At 55.4% G+C, this 22,313-nt stretch carries 20 protein-coding genes; 12 read left to right on the top strand and 8 right to left on the bottom strand.

From position 1 onward, the window contains the following. Nucleotides 1–66 precede the first annotated feature (66 nt). From CSC3H3_RS03445 to CSC3H3_RS03430, 4 genes are all read right to left on the bottom strand, one after another. Entirely contained in the window at nucleotides 67–600 is a 534-nt protein-coding gene (locus CSC3H3_RS03445) for an SRPBCC family protein (RefSeq protein ID WP_215907550.1), read from the bottom strand. A gap of 4 nt (nucleotides 601–604) precedes the next feature. After that, entirely contained in the window at nucleotides 605–1,315 is a 711-nt protein-coding gene (locus CSC3H3_RS03440) for a glutathione S-transferase family protein (protein ID WP_101283726.1), read from the bottom strand. After that, on the bottom strand, nucleotides 1,305–1,652 hold the full coding sequence (locus tag CSC3H3_RS03435) for an ArsR/SmtB family transcription factor (RefSeq protein ID WP_101283724.1): 348 nt from the start codon (nucleotides 1,650–1,652) through the stop codon (nucleotides 1,305–1,307). The genes CSC3H3_RS03440 and CSC3H3_RS03435 overlap by 11 nt, the downstream gene beginning before the upstream one ends. 136 nt (nucleotides 1,653–1,788) lie before the next feature. Beyond that, complete coding sequence (locus CSC3H3_RS03430; RefSeq protein WP_101283722.1) at nucleotides 1,789–2,745, bottom strand: diacylglycerol/lipid kinase family protein; 957 nt, start codon at nucleotides 2,743–2,745, stop codon at nucleotides 1,789–1,791. A 220-nt stretch (nucleotides 2,746–2,965) separates the two neighbouring features. Here CSC3H3_RS03430 and CSC3H3_RS03425 point away from each other — a divergent pair, with 220 nt between their 5' ends. Then, on the top strand, nucleotides 2,966–3,898 hold the full coding sequence (locus tag CSC3H3_RS03425) for a UDP-2,3-diacylglucosamine diphosphatase (RefSeq protein ID WP_101283720.1): 933 nt from the start codon (nucleotides 2,966–2,968) through the stop codon (nucleotides 3,896–3,898). Beyond that, on the top strand, nucleotides 3,895–5,034 hold the full coding sequence (locus CSC3H3_RS03420) for a glycosyltransferase family 4 protein (RefSeq protein WP_101283718.1): 1,140 nt from the start codon (nucleotides 3,895–3,897) through the stop codon (nucleotides 5,032–5,034). The genes CSC3H3_RS03425 and CSC3H3_RS03420 overlap by 4 nt, the downstream gene beginning before the upstream one ends. Nucleotides 5,035–5,111: 77 nt before the next feature. Here the strand turns inward: CSC3H3_RS03420 and CSC3H3_RS03415 are convergent, their stop codons facing one another. Next, nucleotides 5,112–5,945, bottom strand: coding sequence for a BUD32 family EKC/KEOPS complex subunit (locus tag CSC3H3_RS03415; protein ID WP_101283716.1), 834 nt, complete (start codon nucleotides 5,943–5,945; stop codon nucleotides 5,112–5,114). A 247-nt stretch (nucleotides 5,946–6,192) separates the two neighbouring features. Between CSC3H3_RS03415 and CSC3H3_RS03410 the strand changes: the two genes are divergently transcribed. The 7 genes from CSC3H3_RS03410 to CSC3H3_RS03380 all read left to right on the top strand — a co-directional run bounded on the left by CSC3H3_RS03410 (nucleotide 6,193) and on the right by CSC3H3_RS03380 (nucleotide 13,527). After that, nucleotides 6,193–8,007: an ABC transporter ATP-binding protein gene (locus CSC3H3_RS03410; RefSeq protein WP_342751356.1), complete on the top strand. Its 1,815-nt coding sequence runs from the start codon at nucleotides 6,193–6,195 to the stop codon at nucleotides 8,005–8,007. Between the two features lie 4 nt (nucleotides 8,008–8,011). Then, a complete protein-coding gene (locus CSC3H3_RS03405; protein WP_101283714.1) occupies nucleotides 8,012–8,773 on the top strand; it encodes a lysophospholipid acyltransferase family protein in 762 nt (253 codons plus the stop codon). Then, nucleotides 8,770–10,059, top strand: a complete 1,290-nt coding sequence (locus CSC3H3_RS03400; protein ID WP_101283712.1) for a 3-deoxy-D-manno-octulosonic acid transferase — start codon at nucleotides 8,770–8,772, stop codon at nucleotides 10,057–10,059. Before CSC3H3_RS03405 ends, CSC3H3_RS03400 begins: the two co-directional genes overlap by 4 nt. Then, the gene (lpxK, locus tag CSC3H3_RS03395; protein WP_101283710.1) at nucleotides 10,046–11,020 is read left to right on the top strand and encodes a tetraacyldisaccharide 4'-kinase; all 975 of its coding nucleotides are present in this window, start codon (nucleotides 10,046–10,048) and stop codon (nucleotides 11,018–11,020) included. The genes CSC3H3_RS03400 and lpxK overlap by 14 nt, the downstream gene beginning before the upstream one ends. After that, nucleotides 11,010–11,909, top strand: a complete 900-nt coding sequence (locus CSC3H3_RS03390; RefSeq protein WP_101283708.1) for an LpxL/LpxP family acyltransferase — start codon at nucleotides 11,010–11,012, stop codon at nucleotides 11,907–11,909. Before lpxK ends, CSC3H3_RS03390 begins: the two co-directional genes overlap by 11 nt. A gap of 355 nt (nucleotides 11,910–12,264) precedes the next feature. Then, the gene (locus CSC3H3_RS03385) at nucleotides 12,265–12,834 is read left to right on the top strand and encodes a hypothetical protein (protein WP_133125738.1); all 570 of its coding nucleotides are present in this window, start codon (nucleotides 12,265–12,267) and stop codon (nucleotides 12,832–12,834) included. 186 nt (nucleotides 12,835–13,020) lie between these two features. Continuing rightward, nucleotides 13,021–13,527 carry a MarR family winged helix-turn-helix transcriptional regulator gene (locus CSC3H3_RS03380; protein WP_101286076.1) on the top strand — a complete coding sequence of 169 codons (507 nt, stop codon included), beginning with the start codon at nucleotides 13,021–13,023 and terminating at the stop codon, nucleotides 13,525–13,527. 12 nt (nucleotides 13,528–13,539) lie between these two features. On the opposite strand, the gene CSC3H3_RS03375 is transcribed toward CSC3H3_RS03380, so the two are convergent. From CSC3H3_RS03375 to xseA, 3 genes are read right to left on the bottom strand one after another with little or no spacing between them, the layout of a single operon-like run. Continuing rightward, nucleotides 13,540–15,078: a gamma-glutamyltransferase family protein gene (locus CSC3H3_RS03375; RefSeq protein WP_101283704.1), complete on the bottom strand. Its 1,539-nt coding sequence runs from the start codon at nucleotides 15,076–15,078 to the stop codon at nucleotides 13,540–13,542. Continuing rightward, nucleotides 15,075–15,929 (bottom strand): M23 family metallopeptidase, encoded by an 855-nt coding sequence (locus tag CSC3H3_RS03370; RefSeq protein WP_101263783.1) that lies wholly within the window; start codon nucleotides 15,927–15,929, stop codon nucleotides 15,075–15,077. The genes CSC3H3_RS03375 and CSC3H3_RS03370 overlap by 4 nt, the downstream gene beginning before the upstream one ends. Further along, on the bottom strand, nucleotides 15,929–17,656 hold the full coding sequence (gene xseA / locus CSC3H3_RS03365) for an exodeoxyribonuclease VII large subunit (RefSeq protein WP_101283702.1): 1,728 nt from the start codon (nucleotides 17,654–17,656) through the stop codon (nucleotides 15,929–15,931). Before xseA ends, CSC3H3_RS03370 begins: the two co-directional genes overlap by 1 nt. 122 nt (nucleotides 17,657–17,778) lie before the next feature. Here xseA and purD point away from each other — a divergent pair, with 122 nt between their 5' ends. The 3 genes from purD (at nucleotide 17,779) to CSC3H3_RS03350 (ending at nucleotide 22,156) form a co-directional block, all read left to right on the top strand. Next, the gene (purD, locus tag CSC3H3_RS03360; RefSeq protein ID WP_101283700.1) at nucleotides 17,779–19,062 is read left to right on the top strand and encodes a phosphoribosylamine--glycine ligase; all 1,284 of its coding nucleotides are present in this window, start codon (nucleotides 17,779–17,781) and stop codon (nucleotides 19,060–19,062) included. Between the two features lie 117 nt (nucleotides 19,063–19,179). After that, on the top strand, nucleotides 19,180–20,637 hold the full coding sequence (locus CSC3H3_RS03355) for a sensor histidine kinase (RefSeq protein WP_101283698.1): 1,458 nt from the start codon (nucleotides 19,180–19,182) through the stop codon (nucleotides 20,635–20,637). Between the two features lies 1 nt (nucleotide 20,638). Then, nucleotides 20,639–22,156: a sigma-54-dependent transcriptional regulator gene (locus CSC3H3_RS03350; protein WP_172963389.1), complete on the top strand. Its 1,518-nt coding sequence runs from the start codon at nucleotides 20,639–20,641 to the stop codon at nucleotides 22,154–22,156. The last annotated feature ends 157 nt before the right edge of the window (nucleotides 22,157–22,313 follow it).

Here is a 22,313-nt window from a genome sequence, read left to right as displayed (position 1 = left end):
TGCGGCAAGCAAAGATCACTTTTGCCCCGCCTGTTAAACGTCCTGTACCCCTGGGAAATACCAATGTTACTGGCTTAAAACAGTACCAAGTTTGTCAAACAGTTCGTTGGTACCATGTTCGCGTGAACCGGCATCGTCATAACCATCAAGGAAGGCACCCTGTTCGGTCAGCATCAGGCGGGTTTTCTTGCCAACTGCCTGTAATTGCAGGGTGGCAATGGAAACCGAAATTTTATGGTCATCCAGATGCATTTCATAACAATAGACGAGACGTTCATTTTCGATGACGTCGTAATAGGTGGCATCAAAGGTTGAAACCACATTACTGACCCAGCGCCCCTTCAGCCTTTCGCGCCCACCTGGCCGCACATCCATATTGCTTTCCAGAACTTCAAGTTCTTCGGGTGGCGCACCAAACCATTGCGCCTTGGCTTCGGGGAGGGTCAATGCCTTCCACACCCGCGTGACTGAGGCATCATAGGTGCGTTCCAGGCTAAAGGTCGCATGCACGACAGACCGTTTCACCCCCTCAGGAATGCGCGCCCGGGCGGCTGCATGGGCATCGATGAAATCGCCGTTTTCATGTTTGTTATCGGTCATAACGTCATTCCTTGTTGGGGGGGACATCGGCAAGCGGGCGAAAACGCGGTTCAAGCCCGTCAACAAACGGGAAATAGGCCAGCCAGGGCCGGGCCTCGTCGATCACACGCGCAATGGCCGGGCGTTGCAACAGGCGTTCAAAATAGGCAGAAAGGGCCGGATGCGTTGCACGGTAGGGTTTGATGGCATCGGCGTAAAAAAGCGGCGGGAAGGCTGCACAATCAACCATGGAAAAGGCATCCCCTGCCATCCAGTGCCGCGTTTCCATCCGTTTTTCCAACATGGCATAGGCGGTTTCAAGGGTTTCACCCGCCTCGCTGACACCGGCAGGATCGCGCGATTGTTCAGAGTGCAGGACGTCGGATACAAATTTTTGCATCGGCGTATGCACATAAAGATCAAAAAAGCGGTCCCACAGCCGAACCTCGATGGCCTGATCCCCATTTTCCGGGATCAAACGCAGCTTGCCGGGAAAATGCAGTTGCAAATATTCGATAATGATCGAGGTTTCAGGCACCACATTCGCGCCATGCTGTAACAGCGGCATTTTCGCCAGCGGCCACAAATCGGTAAAGGCGCTGTCGTTTTTTGGCAACCCGTCCAACTGCACGGCCTCAAAGGTGATATGGGCGTCATAAAGTGCGATCAGCACTTTCCAGCAATAGGATGCCAGCGGGTGCATATGCAGCGTTAAACCGGCATGATCATGGGGCATCGTCAGGCTCCTCTGGCTGACTGGCAAGGTATGCACCCAGGCGATCCAGGCGCTGTTCCCACTGGGTCCGGCGCGCATTGATCCACTGTTCCGCGGCACTTAAGGCCTCGGGTGCGATAGAACAGGTTCGTACCCTGCCGACCTTTTCAGATCGGACGATACCGGCATTTTCAAGCACACCCAGATGCTGCATGACCGATGGCAATGACATCGGCAACAGGCCGGCAAGCTCGCTTACCGGTGCCGGACCACGGCTAAGCCGTTCGACCATCGTGCGACGGGCGGGGTCCGAAAGGGCACCAAAAAGGCGATTAAGGTCTGTTTGTTGGTTAAGCATATGCCTAACTATCACGAGAAAAATAGTTAGGCAATTACTTTAGTATTAAGGCGCCATTTTTTCCTGCGGCATCACCCGAAACATGCCAAAGCACCCGGCATAGGCGGGAACACCAACATATCAGGGCTTATCGGCGTTACTGACTTGCGATTTGCAGTGGCTGGGAAGATGCCCCGATCTGCCCGTCTTTCTGGCTGGTAGCGTTAAAATAGGCGCGCGGCACCAAAAGCCGGACCGGATAGGGCGACAGGCTGATTTCGCAGGGCAATGCACCGGCATTCTCCCCATCGATCTGCACCGGGGCAGGGCCGCAATGGCTGGTGATCGTCAGGCGTTCGGTGCGGATAACGCTAACATCGGACTGGCGAAACAGGCGGTTCATGGTCAATGCCAGCCCATATCGGGCCGTCGCCAGGCTGCCGCTGGCAGGCATCAGAACCACATCAAGTTTGTTATCTGTCAGCGATGCATCGGGCGAAATAATGAATTTGCCCCCATAATGGCTGGCGTGGGTGGCAACGACACCCGCGACCCGGTATTGGTCCCGGCCAATATGGACTTCAAAATCACGATGGCGGGGAAAGGCAATATTGCGCAGCCCTTCCAGCACATAAGCCCCCTTGCCAATCAGCCGTTTTAATTTCAGCGACACATTGGCAACCGTATCGGCATCAGCACCAATACCCACCATCAGGAAAAAGGCGCGCCCGTTCAAAAGCCCCGGCCGCACCCATACATGGACCGGATCGTTGATATAGTCGGCTACGGCACGGGTATTAACCCCCAGCCCCACCTCGACAGCCAGCACATTGGCCGTTCCCAGCGGGATAATGCCCAGGGGCGGTACTTCGTGACCATCGATTTGTGCATCAAGCAGGCCGTTAAGGGCCTCGTTTAACGAACCATCGCCGCCCGCCACATAAAGCCTGCGCCCCGCCCGCACCCGCCTGGCCAATTCGCGGGCATGGCCGGGATGGGTGGTTTGCAGCAATTCAACCTTTACCCCGGCGCGCTGCAGAATAGCAGAAAGGAAGCGCTGCTTGTTACCGCCAGCACGGGGGTTAAAAATAATGGTGATGCCATCTTCGGCCATGAAACAAATATTACCTGTAATAAAATTGAAAAATATTTCGCCATCGCCATCTTATACAAAAGTAAATATGTAACAAAATCCTTTCAATACTGATAAATTTCTGTGAACGGGTTATATGTTCGCCCCTTTTGTTTTATTCAGGTATTGGTCGAGCCCAATATTTACGGGCCAGCACCCGGGGTGCGCGACCATCCTTTGCATGGGGACCTGGAGGGCGACGATGACAGCAATGAACACGAAACCCCACTACCGCACGGTATGGATTTCAGATGTGCATCTGGGTACACGCGGCTGCCAGGCAGAGCTGCTGGTAGATTTCCTTAACGAAGTAACGGCAGATACCTATTATCTGGTGGGCGACATCATAGACGGCTGGCGCCTGAAGAAAAGCTGGTATTGGCCCGAAAGCCACCATGCCGTTATCACAAATATCATGGAAAAGGCCAAGAACGGCGCAAAGGTCATTTTTGTGCCCGGCAACCATGATGAATTTGCCCGCGAATTTGTCGATATGACCTTTGGCCATGTCGATGTGCGCATGAACGACATTCACACCACCGCCGATGGCAAACGCCTTTTGGTCATTCACGGGGACGAGTTTGACGGCGTGGTGAAATATGCCCGCTGGCTCGCCTATCTGGGGGATACGGCCTATAACCTTGCCATCATGCTGAACCGGTATTTCAATGCCGCCCGGCGCAAGCTGGGATATGGGTACTGGTCGCTGTCGGCCTATCTGAAAAACCGGGTGAAAAACGCGGTTCAGTTCATTTGCAATTTTGAAAATGCCGTTGCCCATGCTGCCGCCAAACGCAAGGTCGATGGCGTTGTCTGCGGCCATATCCACCATGCCGAAAAACGCATGATCGGCAACGTGCTTTATTGCAATGACGGTGACTGGGTTGAAAGCTGCACGGCCCTTGTTGAACACAAGGATGGCGAGCTGGAGCTTCTGCACTGGGCGGATATGCGCAATATGGCAATGTCCTATGTCACGCCAAATTCGGCCAGCACCCCGGCCAGCCTTGGGCTGGGACGGTTAATGTCGCTGTTTCGCACAGCAGGCGACATTGAAAACACAGGCAAACCGCAAAGCCCGCGCATCGCCAATACTGGCGCAGCAACCACCAGCCCGGTTGGAAAAACAGCATGAGAATACTGATTGTCAGCGATGCCTGGCGGCCACAGGTTAATGGTGTTGTCAGGACGCTGGAAACGGTAAGCGCCGAACTGATTGCCCAGGGCCATGATGTACGCATCATTTCACCCGACCAGTTCACAACCATTCCCTGCCCGACCTACCCGGAAATCCGGCTGGCGATTTTTGCAAGACGCAAACTTTCGCGCATGATTGATGCAATGCAGCCCGTTGCCATCCATATCGCAACCGAAGGGCCGTTGGGTCAGGCTGCGCGTGCCTATTGCCTGAAACGGAAATTGCCGTTTTCCACCGCCTATCACACCCGCTTTCCCGAATATCTTCATGCGCGCACCAAATTGCCGCTGGCGATTTCCTATCGGGGCATGCGCCGATTTCATGGTAAATCACAGTCTGTCATGGTCGCTACCGAATCCTTGCGCGACGAGCTGAAAAGCTGGGGTTTTCAAAACCTGCATATCTGGTCGCGCGGGGTGGATCTTTCGCTGTTTCATCCCCGTGAAGATGCAAGCTTTGGTGATTTTCCCAAGCCGCACTGGCTGTTTGTCGGTCGGGTGGCGGTTGAAAAAAATATCGGCCATTTTCTCGACCTTGATTTGCCCGGCACCAAATTTGTGGTCGGCGATGGTCCGCAATTAAACGATTTGAAGCAGAAATATCCCAAGGCGCAGTTTCTGGGCAAAAAAACCGGCGAAAGCCTGGCCATCGCCTTTGCCTCGGCCGATGTTTTTGTTTTTCCCAGCAAGACCGATACTTTTGGACTGGTGATATTGGAAGCCCTGGCATCGGGCACACCAGTTGCCGTTTTCCCGGTGCAGGGCCCGGCCGATATTGTGCGTGATACCAAGGCAGGTGCCATCAACAGCGACCTGCGCCAGGCCGCCCTTGATGCCTTAAAACTTGATCGCAACGATGCCCGCGCCTTGGCCGAACAATATAGCTGGCATAATTCCGCCCGGCAGTTTCTTTACAATCTTGCCCCGTTTTCCGGCGGGTATGATGGGGAAACAGCAACGCGGATATCGGTCGCCGAAAGTGTGGCAGCAACGCCTGCATCCCAACGGAATGCCGACGTTGCCCAAAGCGATGATCAGGACCTGCGCCAGCCACAACCACAACCGGCGCAATAACGCGCTGGTTGTGGTTGGCTGCGGTGGATTTTTGCCGGTAAGCGCAGTGGTGCAGGGTTTAATCAGTGCGAAACCGATCAATGGCGTGTCAGTTGGCCCTGATGCGACGTTGCGCCATGCATGATGTCCCGGCACAAAACCTGATAGGTTTGCATGCCATTCAGCGCATCGGTGCCCAGCCAGCGCCGAAACACAATCATCAACAGGTAAACCGGGAATATCCGGCGCAAAACCGATGCCAGCGGGCGCATGGCCGGGGCATTTTGCCCAACCTGGTCAAGATAGGCTTCCCACCCCAGATGCAGCAGATCAGGCCGTTTTTTGATTTCGCGTTGAATGGAAAACAGAAACAGCAAAACATCGCGCGCCTGGGCATCCGCAATGGGCATGCAGCCTTCGGGGTCTTCCTCGAAATCGATAAAGCCGATGCAACCATCATCACATAGCGTGATATTGCGCAAAAGCGGCGCACCATGGGCGCAATCACGCATATGCAAATCAGCAAGGCCATGTGCGGCCTTTGTGATCAGCTCGCATATTTTGTCATCCCGACCAGCGGCCAGTGCGGCTTTTAACTGGTCTTTGAGGATGCAGCCATTATCCCCCAGCACGATCCAGCAATCACTTGCCATCACAAGGTCAGGAACATGCACACCATGATCACGCATGCGCAACAGGTGGCTGGTTTCATCATCAAGGCCGCATTTCCCGCCTTGCGACACGGTGGGCCGCAACATGGGAACACCCAGCAAACCCGCTGCAAAGCGCTGCAGACTATGCCAGACTTTATGTTTGGAATTGACAGCCTGCTTTACCCACAAATCCTGGCCATGCCAGTGCAGGGGGAAAACGCGGCTTTCAACACCCAGTGACAGGGTGCATTCGATCTGGTTTTTAAGTTGTTTGCTCATTTCTTATTTTTTTAAATGAACCATATTAGGAAAGAACGCGTGCATGCCTTCCAGGTTCCCGCATCCTGTCGTTGTATGTTGATCTGTGCCTTTCAACACACGGATGCTTGCCGTGAAGCCATCACCATGATAGCAAACTGCACGTAAAATCGGGCACAATTGGGCCTTGATAAAAGGCAAAATCGGGGCAATCCGATACAGTCGGCCGGTCCGAATTTCCATGCGCACAACAGTCAGGATTACCTTCTTGTCCAAACAGAATATCGACCATACCACCGAACACTGGGACACATGGCCGATGGTCAAACGGATCGTCCGCGAAGCGGTACGGCCCTATATCGGCAAAATTGTTCTGGCCCTGTTTTTCATGGTTGTTGTTGCTGCGACAACAGGTGCGTCAGCATGGCTGATGGACCCGGTGATCAACGAGATTTTCATCAACAAAAACGGCGCCATGCTGCTTCCCGTCGGTGCAGCGGTGCTGATTACCTTTGCGCTTAAAGGGTTTGGCAATTACGGCCAGGCTGTGATGATGAGCTTTGTTGGTGGTCGCATCCTGACTGATATTCAGAACCGCCTTTACGAACACGTCATGAGCCTGGATATCGACTTTTTCCACGGCACCAATACCGGCAAGCTGATTGCGCGCTTTACCAGCGACGTTGGCGCCATGCGTTCGGCCGTATCAGAAAGCCTGACGGGGTTTGGCAAAGACCTGATGTCGGCGATTTTCCTGATCGGGGTGATGTTTGTAAAAGACTGGCAACTGGCCTTTATCGCCATTTTTGTCTTTCCCCTTGCCATCATGCCAATTGCCCGCCTGGGCCGGCGCATGCGCAAGGTTTCGTCCAACACCCAACAACAGATCGGCGAATTCGCCACCCTGCTGGAGCAAACCTTTCACGGCGTTCGCCATGTCAAAGCCTATGGCATGGAAGAATACGAAAGCTCGCGGGTTGGCAAACTGGTTGATTATATTTTCCGCCTGAATTTCAAGGCACAAAAGGTTCGCGCGCGTTCATCCCCCATCATGGAAACGCTGGGCGGTGTCGCGGTTACCGTGATTATCGTTTATGGCGGCTATCGCGTTATTGAAGGCAGCAATGATGCAGGCGGGTTTTTCGCCTTTATCACCGCCCTTTTGATGGCTTATGAACCAGTAAAGCGACTGGCAAATATCAATATGAATTTGCAGGCGGGCCTTGCGGCATCCCAGCGCGTTTTCACCATTCTCGACCTTGAACCGAACATCAAGGACAAGCCCGATGCCAAACCGCTGAATGTCAAAGGTGGTGGCATCACCTTCAAGAAGGTCGATTTCGCCTATAACAGCGAAGATGACAGCAACGCGCTTAGCAATATCAATATTGATATTGTTGCCGGGCAAACGGTGGCACTTGTCGGCCAGTCCGGTGCCGGGAAATCGACGATCCTGAACCTTATTCCCCGCTTTTATGACATCAATTCCGGCAGCATCGCCATTGACGGGCAGGATATTCGCGATGTGCAGCTTCGCACGCTGCGCAATGCCACTGCACTTGTCAGCCAGGAAATCTCGCTGTTTGATGATACCGTGCGCGCCAATATTGCCTATGGCCGTGCCGGTGCCAGTGACGAGGAAATCCAGGAAGCCGCACGCAATGCCGCTGCCCATGATTTTATCATGGAGCTTGAAAATGGTTATGACACCATTGTTGGTGAACATGGCGTCAAGCTTTCGGGCGGGCAGCGCCAGCGTATTGCCATTGCGCGCGCAATGCTGAAAAACGCGCCGATCCTGCTGCTTGACGAAGCAACATCGGCACTCGATACGGAATCCGAACGCCATATCCAGACAGCACTTGCCAAGCTGATGAAAAACCGCACCACGCTGGTTATTGCGCACCGTCTTTCAACCATCATCGATGCTGACAAAATCTGTGTCATTCATCGCGGGCAGTTGATTGAAGAGGGAAAACACGAAGAATTACTTGCACTTGGCGGCGCATATGCCAACCTTTATAACCTGCAGTTTTCCGAAGAACCGGGCAAACAACCCCATCTGGTGACCGATCAGGACTGAACGCGTGAAGTGGTATAAAGGAATCGTCAAAAGCGCGCAGGCACGGGCGACATTGTGCCACCTTGCCGCCTTTTACATCCGCCTTGTGCGCCATACCGGTAAATGGCAGCAAAAGGGAACAGACCTGCCACGCCAGATGATGGCCGAAGGCAAACCCTTTATTGTTGCCTTCTGGCATCAGCGCCTATTGATGATGCCTTATACATGGCAGGCCGTTGGCGGGGATGCGCCCTTTAACATGCTGATTTCAGCGCATCGTGACGGCGAAATCATTTCGCGCACCATTGGCCATTTTGGCGTCCATACCATTGCCGGGTCATCAAGCAACGGGGGTGCAAATGCCCTGCGTGGGATTTTAAAATCGCTAAAGGCCGGTGAAGTCGTTGGCATGACGCCCGATGGGCCACGCGGCCCGCGCATGCATGCATCCGGCGGTGTCATTTCGGCAGCACGCATCAGTGGTGTTCCGATTTTCCCGCTTACCTATTCCGCATCGCGGCGGCGTGTCATGCGCAGTTGGGACAGGTTTGTGCTGCCTTTTCCCTTTTCACGTGGTGTGTTTGCCTGGGGCGAACCCATTTATGTGCCCAAAGACCTGGATAATGACGGCATGGAGGCAAAACGCCTGGAGCTGGAAACCAGCATGGTCGCGCTAACCCAGAAGCATGACCGGGAATTTGGCCTTGATGTGATTGAGCCCGCCGGCCCCGATGAACCCGTAAAGCAGAAACGCGCCGCGCGCGAAGCCGGAGAAACACCGCGATGAGCCTGTTTTACGCCTATCGTGCAGCAACACGCATGCTGGGCCCGATTGTGGGCCTGTATTTGCACCGGCGTAAAAACCGCGGCAAGGAAGACCCCGGCCGCATCGGCGAACGGTTTGGCCATCCCGGCCATATGCGCCCCGAAGGCCCGCTGATCTGGATTCACGGTGCCAGTGTTGGTGAATCCCTTTCTGCCCTGCCCGTTATTGACCGGCTGCAGCGCGAATACCCGGAATTTACCATACTGGTTACGACCGGCACCGTCACATCGGCGCGCATGATGCACGAACGCCTGCCGGAAAATGTTATTCACCAGTTTATCCCGGTGGACCGACAGGTTTATGTCGCGCGTTTCCTGCATCACTGGCGGCCCGATATTGCCCTGTGGCTGGAAAGCGACCTTTGGCCCAATATCCTGACCCGCGCGCGTAAATCCGGCACAAAAATCGCCCTGTTAAATGGCCGGATATCGGATAGCAGCTTTAAAAGCTATCGCCGGTTTTCATCCTTCATTCGCCCGGTGATGGCCTGTTTCAGTGTTGTGCTGGCCCAGACAGAGGAAGAAACAGCACGGTTTCGCGAACTGGGCGCGCCCAATGTCATGACCACGGGCAATCTGAAATTTGCGGCCCTGCCCCTACCGGTTGAAGATGACATATTGCGCAAATATCGCGACCAGATTGGCGATCGCCCTGTCTGGCTGGCATCAAGCACGTTTGAAGGCGAAGAAACAATTGCCGCCTCCATCCATGCGCGCCTGCGTGAAAAACACCGCAATCTTTTAACCATCATCGTTCCGCGCCACCCCAACCGGGCAACTGGCATTGAAGCCACCCTGATGGGCAAGGGCCTGCGCATTGCCCGGCGCAGCATGGACCATATCATTACCCGCGATACCGATGTGTTTTTGGGTGATACCATTGGGGAAATGGGCCTTTATTACCGGCTGGCACCAATTTGCTTTATTGGCAAAACCCTGGCGGTGGGTGGCGGGCAAAACCCGCTGGAACCAGCACGCCTTGGCTGTGCCATCCTGCATGGCCCGGATATGAGCAACTTTGCCGAAATCAGCCGTGAAATGCTGGCGGAACGTGCTGCGCGCCCCTGCACCGATGAAGCCGACCTTGAACGCCAGCTTGACCAACTTTTGGCAAACCAGCCCGCGCGCGATGCCCTGACCGATGCGGCGCGCAACTATGCCAACAGCAAAGCCGAAGTTCTGGAACGTACCATGTCTGCCATTACGGAATTGCTGGTGGCATGCCGGGGGCCACATGCACGCCCCTGATTTCTGGCAAACCGATAATGTTATTTCCCGTGCGCTATCGCCACTTTCGCTTCTGTGGCGGGCGGGGGCCGCATGGCGCAAGGCAACGACACCGGCCCTGCATCCGGGCTGCAAGGTGATTTGCCTGGGGAATTTCACCGTGGGTGGGGCGGGTAAAACGCCATCGGCACAGGCGCTGTTTGGTATTTTAACCGGGCTTGGCCATAACCCCCATTTTCTAAGCCGGGGATATGGCGGCACCCAACAGGGCCCGCACAGGGTTGATCTGTCGCACGATCGCGCATCGGATGTTGGCGATGAACCCCTGTTGCTGGCGCGCACCGGCCCGGCATGGGTTTCGCGCAATCGTGCCGCCGGGGCAGAAGCCATCAAGGCTGCCGGGGCCGATGTGATCATTATGGATGATGGTTTACAAAACCCATCCGTGATCAAGGATTTGGGCATTGTCGTGATTGATGGTGCCACCGGGTTTGGCAATGGCCGGGTTTTACCCGCCGGGCCGCTTCGCGAAACCATCAAAAGCGGGTTTTCGCGTGTGCGTACCGCCATCATCATCGGGGATGATAAAACCGGGCTGGCACCGCAAATGCCCAACCATGTTTCGGTTTTCAAGGCCCGTATTCGCCCGGAAAATGCCAATGAATTTGCCGGGCAGAAGGTTGCTGCCTTTGCCGGGATTGGCCGACCGGAAAAGTTTTACCAAAGCCTGCGCGATTGCGGGGCGGAAATTGCCCTTGCGCGCGATTTCCCCGACCACCATCTGTTTAAGCCACATGAACTGGCCGCCTTGCGTGCCGATGCCCAAAAGGCCGGGGCCATGCTGGTTACCACGGAAAAAGACCTGGTGCGCTTGCCCTTCGCGGATCAAACCGGCATAAGGACGCTGCGCATTGCCCTGGAATTTGACGACTTGCCAGGCATGACCCAAATGATCGAAACGGTATTTGCCCATGGCGCCTAAAAACAAAAACATCAGCAATTTCCAGCGTTACTTCAGCTATCCCCTGCAGGGATTGGCGGCGCATCTGTTTTTCTGGCTGTTTTCAATCATGTCGATTGATCGCGCATCTGCCGTTGGCGGCTGGATTGGACGTAAGATAGGCGCCAGGGTCAGCATTACCAAGCGGGCCCGGCGCAATATGGAACGCGCCTTTCCCGAAAAATCGGCCCACGAAATTGAAACGATCTTGGGCGATATGTGGGAAAATCTGGGCCGCAGCATTGCCGAAGTACCGCATATTCACAAGATTGAACCAGGATCGGACCGTCTTGAAGTTGTCGGGCTGGAAAACGGCCTTGCGCTGAAAAATGATGACAAGCCAGGCCAGTTTTTTACCGCCCATGCTGGCAACTGGGAAGTCGCCATGCTGCTTGCACGCGCCATGGACCTGGAAATGATGTGTGTTTATCGCGCGCCGGACAACCCTTGGGTCGATAACATTTTCTCAAAGGCCCGACAGGGCTTTAAGGGTGAAATGGTCCGCAAGGGGCCAGAAGGGGCGCGCAAGCTGACCGGCTTTTTGCGAAAGGGCGGCCATATCGCCATGCTGGTGGACCAGAAAATGAATGACGGCATCGCCGTCCCGTTTTTTGGCCGCGATGCCATGACCGCGCCCGCACTTGCGCAGTTTGCTGTCAAATATGATGCCCCGGCTGTACCGGTCCGCCTGGAACGCCTGCATGGCGCCTATTTCCGCATGACATTCTATCCAAAGATCGACATCGTCAAAACGGATGACCGCCACGCCGATATCCTCAAAATCATGACCGATGTAAATGCCTTCATCGAAGACTGGATCCGCCAGCGCCCGGCACAATGGCTGTGGGTGCATCGCCGCTGGCCCGATTAAGGCGCGGTTGCCAGCTTATTCCGGCCTGCTCTGACCTATTCCAACCTGTTTCGGCCCCTTCCCGCTTATCCGGGCGTGCCTTTTGGCGCGCCCTCCCCATGCCATGCCCCAACCAAACACCTGTGACACCAACCTGACCGGCAGTCATTCGGTAAAACCGGTCCCTTGCCTTACCAAGTGATCGCTGTGATTGGCTAAACCGTTATTGCGGCGAAATTCTTCTTGCCGGGCAATGACCTCGGCGGGCAAAATGGGGCTTCTTTAAAGAAAATCGGTCAAAAACCCGGCATGTCGCGAATTGTCGCATGCCCGAAAGGACAATGCCGTGCGCGTGCGACTGTTGACCGGTATGATCATGATACCGTTGCTTGTGGCGGCTTCTGGCCTGCCAGTACGCGCATCCGAACAAAGCGACATTCGCAACGAGGCACTGGAACTGCGCATGAATATCGCGCGGTTTGAAAAGGATTTGCAGCACAGCCTGCGCGATGCCATCCAAACGGCACCCGACCGGGTTATTCAGTGCAAAACGCACCCTGCAACCTTAAAGGAATGCCTTTCAGGCCCCTATCGCAGCCTGACACGCGCCACCGTTACCATCAAACCATCACCCGCAATCGGCACCGATAGCCCCAACCGCCCGCTTCTGGATCTGGGCGCGGCAGAGGAACGGTTTGCCCTTTATAATGAACGGGTTAACAAAACCAACGATTTGCTGTCGCGCGCGGGTTTACCACTGTTTGTTCCTGAACGTGACCTGACACCGGATATGGATGAACTGCGCAAACATATTCTGGTTTATATGGAAAACCGGCAAGCCAGTTCGCTGCGGTTTGAGAAAATCACGTTGTTTGCTGGCGGGCTTGCGGTTTTATGCGCCATTTTTGGCGGCCTGTATTTGTATCTTCGCCGTTTTCGCGGTTAAACAGGATCATTCATTTTACTTTTGATGTTTTGTTTTGCAGGCAAACGGGTACGCATGGCTGTTGCCCTGCCCATGCACGCCAATTTTGTTTGCTTATCGGCCCAAAGACCGCTAACCGATAGCCGGACGTGCTGGCAAAGGCCCCACAATTTCGCCACCCGGAACACAGAACGTAAAAGAACCACCATGGAAAAGCAGCAACCCTACTGGCAGGATGTTTTGGTCACCTTGCGGCAGATTATCCGGGCAACGGACCTGCATTCCAAGCGCATCATGAAAGTTTACGGGCTGACCATTCCGCAAATCATGGTTTTGCGGGCCATTGGCGAGCTGCAAAACGTAACGGTAAAGCGCATTTCAACCCATGTTTCGCTAAGTCAGGCGACGGTCACCACCATCCTGAACCGCCTGGAACAACGCGGCTTGATGGAACGCCGCCGATCCACCACCGACAAGCGCGTGGTTAATACCGAACTGACCGATGCCGGGCGCGACATCATCGCCAATGCCCCGGACCTGCTGCATGAAGAATTCATTCGCCAGTTTGAAGAATTGCCGGTGTGGGAAAAAACCCAGATGCTGTCATCCCTGCAACGGGTGGCGGCCATGATGCATGCGGAAAAAATTGATGCAGCACCACTGCTTGATGTTGGCGCGGTTGTGCCAAGCCAAACGGATTATTCCGGCGAATAAGGCCCTTTGCCCTTAATCAACGATAAAACAGTGCCCGTTGCGGCGCGCATCCCCAGCCGCATCCAGCCGCCCGGCAAAGCTGTTAAGCGATGCGGCATGTACCCCCCCAAAGAACATGTCGCTTTCCTGCCAGCGGTGCTGTTCGTTTAAATGCAATTGATCAAGAAGGGCGGTATCAAAACCGGGCTCGATCGATAGCAGGTCATCATCAAAATGCATGCGCGGGGCGGCAATGGCATCTTCCAGCGACATGCCAAACACATCCAGATTAAGCAATACCTGCATCATGGTGGACCGTATGCGGTTGGACCCGCCAGACCCAAGTGCGACCAGCGCCCCGTCATTGGCAAGATAAAGGGCCGGTGTCATCATGGATGTCATGCGCACACCACAGGGCCAGTTATGAAAACCTTCGGGGGATAAATCCGCCTCGCCCAGCATATTATTAAGCAGAATACCACTTTGCGGAATCATGCGCCCGGATGTTGACCCGTTTGAAAGGGTCACCGATGCCAGATTGCCAAATTCATCGACCACCGAAATATGCGTGGTGCCGTTTTGGGTTAATGGCCGATCCCCGATCAGATTGCGGTATCCTTCGCAAAATTCATCACCCAGGATCGACGGGGCCGCGCCAAATTCACCGCGCACCACCGACGTTGTTTTTAAAATGGCCGATACCGCATCCAGGTGGCGGGCATCACCAAATTCGCCCAAATCAATATCGCGCGCCAGTTTAAGGCCAAACCCGGCCAAAACCCCGCCCGATGCCGGGGGTGGGTTCAGCACGAATTTCCCCTGACGCCCGCGGACCAGAAGAGGATCGCGTATCAATACCCGGTATTTCGCCAGATCGTCCGCCGTGATGTAACCGCCAGACTGCGCACAGGCCACCACCAGTGCCGATGCCAGATCGCCACGATAAAAACTTTCGGCACCATGTTGCACCAGTTCATCAATCGATGCGGCCAGTTGGGGCTGATGATGGCGGGCATTGGCGGAAATAACAGTGAAATCAGTGCTGGTATCGCCCGCTTTGCCATATGTTTTACGGGTTTCATCACAAAAACCCAAAAGCGGGGTGACAATATTCATCACATAATGCTGGAAAGGATCGACCTCCACACCATCGCGCGCCAGATTGCGCGCCGACATGGCCAGATCACCCATGGGCAACCGCCCCAGATCGCGATGCACGGCAAACAGGCCCGCAACCATGCCCGGCGTTGCCACCGCCCCATAACCACCATGAAATTCCTGCTGAACACCACCGGCAAAGGTGGCAATGCAGCTTTCAAATTCCAATTGTTCGGCCGGGCGTTTTGCCAGCGGTGTTTCAACGAAAAAATCATAAAGCTGGGGCGGTTTGCCCGCCGGGCGCGCCATTAAAAACCCGCCACCGCCAAGTGATGCCAAAACAGGTTCGGCCACACAGGCAGCCCACATCGCCGCAATAATGGCATCAAAGGCCGTGCCGCCAGCTTCCAATACATCCCGGGCGGCGCGGGCCGTTTCAATATGTCCTGCGGCAACCGCGCCCCGAATTTTCATTTTTTTGCCCCTGCCAGAACCTGTTCCATCGGCGGGACCAGCAAGGCCGCATCAATGCGCGTCGGCCCGACGTTAACCCGCCAGTCCAGATGCGGGCCGGTGGCCCGGCCACTGGCACCGGAATGGGCAATAACATCGCCCTGATGCACGACATCGCCGACTTTGACGTCAATTTTTGACAGATGCAAAAAGGCCGAAACAACACCCAACCCATGATCCACAAAAAGCGTCGCACCGGAAAAATACATATCGGGATGGGCCAGTGTCACCACCCCATCTGCCGGGGCGACAATCGGGGTGCCACTGGGCACCGCAATATCCACCCCCCAATGCGGGGCACGCGGTTCGCCATTTAAAATGCGCTGCGATCCATAAACACCGCTGATCCGCCCGGTTGCGGGCCAGATGAAACCGGAATTGTAATATTCCTGGTCAAACCGGGCGACACGGGCCTCGCGGGCCTGACGGGAATCATCATGGATGCGCTCCATCACCGCCGGGTCTGGCGTGACCATTTTCTTGGGTAGGCCATCAATACGCTGAATATCAAAGGTGCGATGGGTAATGGGATAGGTAAACTGTTCGGTGCTGCCATCCCCATGCAGCAACGTAACAGTTGCCGGACCTTCGTAATCGCGCGAAAACCCCAAAACAAAATTGCCATCAGGGGCGACGGTATCAATTTTCTCGCCGTCCAGTTCCACCTTCGTACCCGGTGTGGTTTCACCAAATACAATCCCGCCCTGGGTAAAACTGCCTTTAAAGGCAGGCTCGTCCGCACGGGCTGCCAGCGGTGCGGTGATCACCACGCCCATCAGTGTCAGGGCAACGGCAACAAAGTTTGAACGCATTATAGCAGGCTCCCTTGACGGTCATCTTCCTGTGGGGTGGGGTCTTTTTTACGGCGCGGCTTTTTGGGTTTTTCCGCCGAAGAATTTGATGCGGCGGCATCGGGTTTGGTGGCAGGTACAACCGGCGCAGCCTCAACGGGCGACGGTGCCGCTGGCTTGTCCGTGTTTTCAACCGGTGCAGCGGGGCGCAAGGGCTGTGCCCCCGTACCCGTCGGCGTTTCCCCGGCAAGCTGCATATCCGCACTGCCATCCCGCATTTCCAGGCGGTAATGCTGGCCCATTGCCAACAGGGCGGCATGATCAACCAGCTTGCCATTGCTATCGCGCACCACGGCAAAACCGCGTTTTAAAACATTGCGATAGGAAAAACTTTCCAGCAGCCGGTCATAACGCGCCAGTCCCTCGCCTTCCCGCACAATGGTATTCTGCATGGCACGTTTCAGCCGATCACCCAAATCCTCGATCTGGCGGTTATTGCGGCGGATATCGTTTTTGGCATCGTTGGGGCGCAGGCCTGCTGCGGCACGGTCCAGCCGTGATTTTTGCTGTTGCACCTGCCGGTCAATCACGGTTTGCAGCTTCAGCCCGGCATTTTCCAGCCGGTTGCGTTTTTCCGAAAGCTGTTCACGCGGGCTTGCCAGGCGCGATGCGGTTTCGTTCAGTCGTGCGCGTGCCTGCTGCAAAACCGATTGCATCGCACGTGGCAAACGTTCCGACCAGTTATCAAAGCTTTGTGCCCGATCTTCAAGCATCCGGCGCGGATCGCCCAGCGCACGGGCTGCACTTTCCAACCCCATGCGTTTATCACCCGCCAAACGGCGCACGGCACCAATCAGGCGCTGGCCATCGTCGTTAACCTGTGCCAGCAAATCCAGCCGCACGGGTACGGCCTTTTCCGCCGCCCCGGTGGGGGTCGGCGCCCGCAGGTCAGATACAAAATCGATCAGGGTGGTATCGGTTTCATGGCCCACCGCCGATATGACGGGAATGGAAGATTGCGCCACCGCACGGGCAACGATTTCCTCGTTAAAAGACCATAAATCTTCCAGCGATCCGCCACCACGCGCGACAATCAGCACATCCGGGCGCGGAATATCGCCATGGGGCAGTAATTCGTTAAAGCCGCGCACGGCATGGGCCACCTGTTCGGCCGCGCCCTTGCCCTGCACCAATACCGGCCATAACAGCACCCGGCGCGGAAAACGTTCGCGCAGGCGATGCATGATATCGCGAATCACCGCCCCGGTGGGTGAAGTGACAATACCAATCACATCGGGCAAAAACGGAATGGGGCGTTTGCGGTCCGCGTCAAACAGGCCTTCGGCGGCCAGTTTCTTTTTGCGGTCTTCCAGCAATTTCAGAAGCGCGCCTTCGCCAGCAACTTCCATGCTGTCGATCACGATCTGGTATTTGGACCGGCCGGGAAAGGTGGTCAGGCGCCCGGTGACGATCACCTCCATGCCATCTTCGGGTGAAATGCCCAGTTTGGCCGCCGCCCCACGCCAGCAAACCCCATCGAGCACGGCATTATCATCCTTTAGCGCCAGATAAAGATGGCCGCTGGAGGCACGTTTAAAGCCGGAAATTTCGCCACGCACCCGGACAAATGAAAAGGCATCCTCGACCGTGCGTTTCAGCGCGTTGGACAGGTCGGAAACCGAAAATTCCGGCAGATTGCCGGTTTGTTGCGGTTGCGGGGCATATGGGTCGAACAAATCTTGCGTCATCAAGGGTACTTTATGCTAAAAGCCCGCGTGAATTATTAACGCGGTTGCGTAAATCGTTACGCAGTGAAGATGTGAAGCCTAAAGGATCACATCTGGCCCATCAAGCAGTCGGGGTAAAAGTCATGAAAGTTCTGGTCGTTGGCGGCGGTGGACGTGAACACGCATTATGCTGGGCGATTGCGCGCAGCCCGCGTTTGACCAAACTGTGGTGTGCGCCGGGCAATGCCGGCATTGCCGATTCTGCGCAATGTGTCGCCATTTCCGATAGTGATATTGAAGGGCTGGTTACTTTCGCCCGTGACAATGCCGTTGATCTGGTTGTTGTTGGCCCCGAAGCCCCGCTGGTCGCTGGCCTGGTTGATGCCCTTGACGCCGCCGGGATCAAATCCTTTGGCTGTTCAAAGGCAGCCGCCCAGCTTGAAGGTTCCAAGGGTTTCATGAAGGATATGGTTGCCAAATTCGGCGTGCCGACTGCCGCCTATGGCCGCTTTACCAACCCGGCCGATGCCAGGGCCTTTGTGGAAAAACAGGGTGCGCCGATTGTGGTTAAAACCGATGGCCTTGCCGCAGGCAAAGGTGTGACGATTTGCCAGACTGTTGCCGAAGCCCAAGCCGCCATTGACGAATGCATGGTTGGCGGCAAATTTGGCGATGCTGGCGCGGAAATCGTGATCGAAGAATTTATGACCGGCGAAGAAGCATCCTTCTTTGCCGTTTGCGATGGCGAAAACGTTATTCCGCTGGTCGCAGCCCAGGACCACAAAGCCGTTGGCGAAGGCGATACCGGCCCCAATACCGGCGGCATGGGCGCCTATAGCCCGGCACCGGTTTTCACCGCCACCGTTGAAGAACGCGTGATGCGCGACATCATTGTCCCCACCGTCAAGGGCATGGCCGCCGAAGGCCACCCGTTCAAGGGCGTGCTGTTTGCTGGCTTGATGATTGATGAAAACGAATATCCCAAGCTGATCGAATACAACATCCGCTTTGGCGACCCGGAATGCCAGGTTCTGATGAGCCGGTTGAAATCCGATATTCTTGATATTCTTGATGGTGCAGCCAGCGGCACGCTGGACCAGGTGAAACCTGAATGGTTTGATGAAACCGCCATGGTCGTTGTGATGGCCGCAAAGGGCTATCCGGGGTCCTATGAAAAAGGCACGGAAATTCGCAATGTTGCGGCAGCCGATGCGCTTGATAAGGTTAAAATCCTGCATGCTGGCACCAAAATGGATGGCGACCGCCTGACAGCCACCGGTGGCCGTGTTCTGGGTGTTACCGCGCGCGGCAACAGCGTGACCGAAGCACAGAAACGCGCCTATGAAGCCGTTGATAAAATTGACTGGGCGGAGGGTTTTTGCCGCCGCGATATTGGCTGGCGCGCCGTTGCCCGTGAAAAGAACTGATTAACCGGCAACCATTTGTTTGCCGTAATCTGTTTTTAAACAAGCTGTTCCTGCCTTTGCCGCGATCCCGCTACCATCGGGATCGCGGCAATTCCGTTTCGCTCGGGAACAGCCTTGATGAACATTTCCAGCGCAAGACCAGCACTGGCGCGCAGAACCCTGCTGCGCCCCTTAAAGGTGTCCATTGCCCTTGCTACCATCGGCCTGATGCTATCGCTGGCCTTTCTGGCTTTTACGGCGTGGCGGTCTGCCAACCGGCTTGATCCGCTGGAAAGCCATATTCACCATATTCAGGGCCTTGGACAGGTGGATATCAATATTGGCAAATTGCTGGTGCGCCATCTGGGCAGCCAGATACCGCCAACCAATGCCGAACTGGCCGATATCCGCACCGATATCGAACAGCTTATCGGCGCAGGTGGGGCATTATCGCCGCAAACACCCGAAAAACTACGTGCCGCCGCCGATTATTTGACACCCCCCATTGATAATCCGCGCACCAACCTGATTGGGGCGTTATCGATTATTCGCGAAGTCAGCGCCGCAGAAAGCAGCCTGCAGCAAAAGGCAGTTAAAAAGGCGCGGCATTCCGCCAACCAGGAACTTAGTGTTGCCCTGGTGGCATTGGCGACCATCCCGGTTTTGTCGATTATCCTGATCATATGGATGCAGCGACGGTCCTTTCGCGCGGTTAACCGGTTATCCGAATTGCTTGATAATGTGGGTAATCTGCGCTTTGCCAATATCGCCCCGCTATCGGATGATGACCCGTTAACCCCCATTTACGCCCATTATAACGATATGACCACACGCCTGCGCGATGCTGCACGACAGCAGCGCAACCATACCAGCCAGTTACAGGCGCAGGTGCGCGCCGCGGCCGAAACGCTGCTGCGCCAGCAGGATGAACTTGAAAACGGTGCCCGTCTGGCCGCAATTGGCGAATTTTCCGCCCGTCTTGCCCATGAGTTGCGCAACCCGATTTCGGGCATTTCGATGGCATTACATAACCTCGAAATCGAAATAGACGATGCCGACCATAAGGAACGCCTCAACCTGATTGCCGAGGAAATGGACCGGGTCACGCGTCTTTTGAACTCGCTGTTACAAAGCCGCCCCTTCCTGCAGGAAGAAGCCGTGCGCATTGCGGCCGACCAGCTTATTGGCGATGTCATTAAACTGTTTGGCTATCGCCTGCCCGCCCATATCACCCTGACATCGGAAATCGCAGATGCCGACATTTGCCTGCCCCGCGATACCATGCGCCAGATATTGCTGAACCTTTTGAAAAATGCCTGCGAGGCCATTGGCAATGATGCCGGAAAAATCAGCGTGCATTTTGCGATTGAAGGCACAAACGCCGTTTTGACCCTGGCGGATTCCGGCCCCGGCTACCCGCCTGCCCTGCTGGGCAAGGGGGCGCGCCCGTTACAATCGGCCAAACCGAATGGGGCAGGGTTGGGACTATCAATTACCGACCACCTGGTGCGCAGCCACGGCGGCGAAATGCATTTGGGCCAAAGCGAATTTGGCGGGGCAAAAACAACAATCATTTTGCCATGCGAGGGCGAATAACATGAAAACAATTGCCATCATCGAAGATGAAAAACTGCTGGGAAATGAACTGAAACGCCGGTTTGAACGCGAAGGCTGGCGCGTAACGCATTCACCGCGCATCGAAGATGCCAGACGGTTATTCATCGAGCTTGGCTTTGCCCCGGCCATTGTTTTATCCGATATGAATTTGCCCGATGGTAACGGCCTCGATTTTCTCGAAGAAGCACGCGCACACAATGTGCAATCAGAATGGATATTCCTTTCCGGTTATGGCACGCGCAAGGATATTGAGCGCGCCGCTGATTTGGGCGCGCTGGATTTTCTGGCAAAGCCGCTGGATTTTCACAAACTCGACCTGACAATTGCTACCGCCACCCGTGGTGCACAGGCCCGCCAGCGCATTGATGATACCACCCGCCAGGCCGTTGAACGGTTTAGCCCCGAAAGTTTTATCGGCCCCAGCGACGCCGCTGCACAGGTGCGCAACATGCTGGTGCAATTGGGCAAGGTGCCAATCACCAGCATCCTGATCGGTGGGGAAACCGGTACGGGCAAGGGGTTGGTGGCAAAAATCCTGCATTATTCGGGCTTGCGCAAGGATGGCCCCTTCATTGACCTGAACTGTGCCGCCATTCCCAAAGACATGCTGGAATCCGAACTGTTTGGCCATGAATCCGGTGCCTTTACCGGGGCCAAAGGCCGCCATCGCGGCCTGATGGAACAGGCTGATGGTGGCACCCTGTTTTTAGATGAAATCGGCGAAATGGATATCGGCCTGCAATCCAAGCTTTTAACCTCGATCGAGGAACAAAGCTTTCGCCGGGTGGGTGGGGAAGAAAAGATATCGGTCGATATCCAGCTTGTTGCCGCATCGAACCGCGATCTGCGTGCGGCATCCGCCCGTGGTGATTTCCGTCTGGACCTTTATCATCGCATTTCGGTGTTTGAAATGGCCCTGCCGGCCCTGCGCGACCGTAACGAGGATATTGCCCCCATTGTTGCCAACCTGATCAGCGAATTTAACGCCCGTTCCGGCAAGCAGGTTCAAACCGTGCCCGAACCGGTCATGGCAATTTTGCAATCCTATGGCTGGCCGGGCAATGTACGCGAGCTGCGCAATGTGATTGAACGTTCCGTCATGCTGGCGAACGGGCCGGAACTGCCCGGTGAATGGCTGGGCATCAGCCCGTCGCCCCTAACGCCCGGCACTCAGGTACCAGCCATGACCGGAGCCGGAGCCGGAGCCACGACCAGCGAAGATACATCCCCCATAACACATGCCCTGGCCAATGATACTAAAACGGCAAGCGGCCAAATGGGCGATGCCGCCCGCTCGCCCGTCGAACCTGCCATCACCCTGCCGCTGGATGGGTCTGTTTCGCTCGAAGAAATGGAAGAAAAGATCATTCGCAAGGCATTGGCCCTGAACGGCTATAACGTGATGGCAACAGTTCGCGCATTGGGCACCACGCGTGAAACCCTGCGCTATCGCATTCGCAAATACGGGCTGGAAGACCTTTTGGGCCAAACCGGCTAACCAACCTGCGGGGGATATAAACCACCACATCCCCCAAACCGGCCCCCAGATGGTGGAAATAACCACCAATTGACACAGGCCGGAATGCCAGATTTAAAATAAATTCATATTTTTCAATGCCTTAATATTTGGCATGGCAGATGCAATTCCTTTGGCA

Origin of the sequence: Thalassospira marina, assembly GCF_002844375.1 — a bacterium.
In the GTDB taxonomy this organism is placed as follows: domain Bacteria; phylum Pseudomonadota; class Alphaproteobacteria; order Rhodospirillales; family Thalassospiraceae; genus Thalassospira; species Thalassospira marina.
This window is presented reverse-complemented; position numbering and strand designations above follow the sequence as displayed.

Excerpts from the sequence above, each read along its gene's own strand:
- CSC3H3_RS03390 (WP_101283708.1), top strand. The coding sequence starts at position 11,010 with ATGGCGCCTAAAAACAAAAACATCAGCAATTTCCAGCGTTACTTCAGC.
- xseA (WP_101283702.1), bottom strand. The coding sequence starts at position 17,656 with ATGACGCAAGATTTGTTCGACCCATATGCCCCGCAACCGCAACAAACC.
- CSC3H3_RS03350 (WP_172963389.1), top strand. The coding sequence starts at position 20,639 with ATGAAAACAATTGCCATCATCGAAGATGAAAAACTGCTGGGAAATGAA.
- CSC3H3_RS03375 (WP_101283704.1), bottom strand. The coding sequence starts at position 15,078 with ATGAAAATTCGGGGCGCGGTTGCCGCAGGACATATTGAAACGGCCCGC.
- CSC3H3_RS03435 (WP_101283724.1), bottom strand. The coding sequence starts at position 1,652 with ATGCTTAACCAACAAACAGACCTTAATCGCCTTTTTGGTGCCCTTTCG.
- CSC3H3_RS03370 (WP_101263783.1), bottom strand. The coding sequence starts at position 15,929 with ATGCGTTCAAACTTTGTTGCCGTTGCCCTGACACTGATGGGCGTGGTG.
- CSC3H3_RS03430 (WP_101283722.1), bottom strand. The coding sequence starts at position 2,745 with ATGGCCGAAGATGGCATCACCATTATTTTTAACCCCCGTGCTGGCGGT.
- lpxK (WP_101283710.1), top strand. The coding sequence starts at position 10,046 with ATGCACGCCCCTGATTTCTGGCAAACCGATAATGTTATTTCCCGTGCG.
- CSC3H3_RS03445 (WP_215907550.1), bottom strand. The coding sequence starts at position 600 with ATGACCGATAACAAACATGAAAACGGCGATTTCATCGATGCCCATGCA.
- CSC3H3_RS03415 (WP_101283716.1), bottom strand. The coding sequence starts at position 5,945 with ATGAGCAAACAACTTAAAAACCAGATCGAATGCACCCTGTCACTGGGT.
- CSC3H3_RS03355 (WP_101283698.1), top strand. The coding sequence starts at position 19,180 with ATGAACATTTCCAGCGCAAGACCAGCACTGGCGCGCAGAACCCTGCTG.
- purD (WP_101283700.1), top strand. The coding sequence starts at position 17,779 with ATGAAAGTTCTGGTCGTTGGCGGCGGTGGACGTGAACACGCATTATGC.
- CSC3H3_RS03420 (WP_101283718.1), top strand. The coding sequence starts at position 3,895 with ATGAGAATACTGATTGTCAGCGATGCCTGGCGGCCACAGGTTAATGGT.
- CSC3H3_RS03440 (WP_101283726.1), bottom strand. The coding sequence starts at position 1,315 with ATGCCCCATGATCATGCCGGTTTAACGCTGCATATGCACCCGCTGGCA.
- CSC3H3_RS03425 (WP_101283720.1), top strand. The coding sequence starts at position 2,966 with ATGACAGCAATGAACACGAAACCCCACTACCGCACGGTATGGATTTCA.
- CSC3H3_RS03400 (WP_101283712.1), top strand. The coding sequence starts at position 8,770 with ATGAGCCTGTTTTACGCCTATCGTGCAGCAACACGCATGCTGGGCCCG.
- CSC3H3_RS03385 (WP_133125738.1), top strand. The coding sequence starts at position 12,265 with ATGATACCGTTGCTTGTGGCGGCTTCTGGCCTGCCAGTACGCGCATCC.
- CSC3H3_RS03380 (WP_101286076.1), top strand. The coding sequence starts at position 13,021 with ATGGAAAAGCAGCAACCCTACTGGCAGGATGTTTTGGTCACCTTGCGG.